At 66.7% G+C, this 1,110-nt stretch carries 1 protein-coding gene; it reads right to left on the bottom strand.

Features of this window, described 5'->3' with window-relative positions; all coding sequences use genetic code 11:
* Window position 1 precedes the first annotated feature (1 nt).
* A partial coding sequence (gene tuf, locus K0M70_RS15110; protein ID WP_290783341.1) for an elongation factor Tu occupies window positions 2-1,110 on the bottom strand: 1,109 nt, incomplete at its 5' end.

Raw genomic sequence — 1,110 nt, 5'->3', positions numbered from 1 at the left:
CTTACTTGATGACCTTGGCAACCACGCCGGCGCCGACGGTGCGGCCACCTTCGCGGATCGCGAAGCGCAGGCCGTCATCCATCGCGATCGGCGCGATCAGGGTGACCACCATCTTCACGTTGTCGCCCGGCATCACCATCTCCACGCCTTCCGGCAGCTGGCAGGCGCCCGTCACGTCGGTCGTGCGGAAGTAGAACTGAGGGCGGTAGCCCTTGAAGAACGGCGTGTGGCGGCCGCCCTCGTCCTTCGACAGCACGTACACCTCGGCTTCGAACTCGGTGTGCGGCGTGATCGAACCCGGCTTGGCCAGAACCTGGCCACGCTCCACGTCGTCACGCTTGGTGCCGCGCAGCAGCAGGCCGGCGTTGTCGCCCGCCTGGCCCTGGTCGAGCAGCTTGCGGAACATCTCAACGCCCGTGACGGTCGTCTTGACGGTCGGACGGATGCCGACGATCTCGATTTCCTCACCCACCTTGATGATGCCGCGCTCGATGCGACCGGTCACCACGGTGCCGCGGCCCGAGATCGAGAACACGTCCTCGACCGGCATCAGGAACGCCTTGTCCACGTCGCGCTGCGGCTCCGGGATCCAGGTGTCCAGCGCGTCCACCAGCTTCAGGATCGACGGCACGCCGATCGGGCTCTGGTCGCCTTCCAGCGCCGAACGCGCCGAACCCGTGATGATCGGGGTGTCGTCGCCCGGGAAATCGTACTTGCTCAGCAGCTCGCGGACTTCCATCTCCACCAGCTCCAGCAGCTCGGCGTCGTCCACCAGGTCCGCCTTGTTCAGGTAGACCACGATGTACGGCACGCCCACCTGGCGGGCCAGCAGGATGTGCTCGCGCGTCTGCGGCATCGGGCCGTCGGCGGCCGAACACACCAGGATCGCGCCGTCCATCTGCGCCGCACCCGTGATCATGTTCTTCACGTAGTCGGCGTGGCCCGGGCAATCCACGTGCGCGTAGTGACGGTTCGCCGACTCGTATTCAACGTGCGCCGTCGAGATCGTGATGCCGCGCGCCTTTTCTTCCGGCGCCGCGTCGATCTGGTCGTACGCCTTGAACTCGCCGCCGAAACGCTCGGCGCCGATCTTGGTCAGCGCGGCCGTCA

The organism is Arenimonas sp., from assembly GCF_019459675.1.
Lineage (GTDB): Bacteria > Pseudomonadota > Gammaproteobacteria > Xanthomonadales > Xanthomonadaceae > Arenimonas.
The sequence above is the reverse complement of the archived record's forward strand: the minus strand, read 5'-3'. Positions and strand labels throughout refer to the sequence as shown.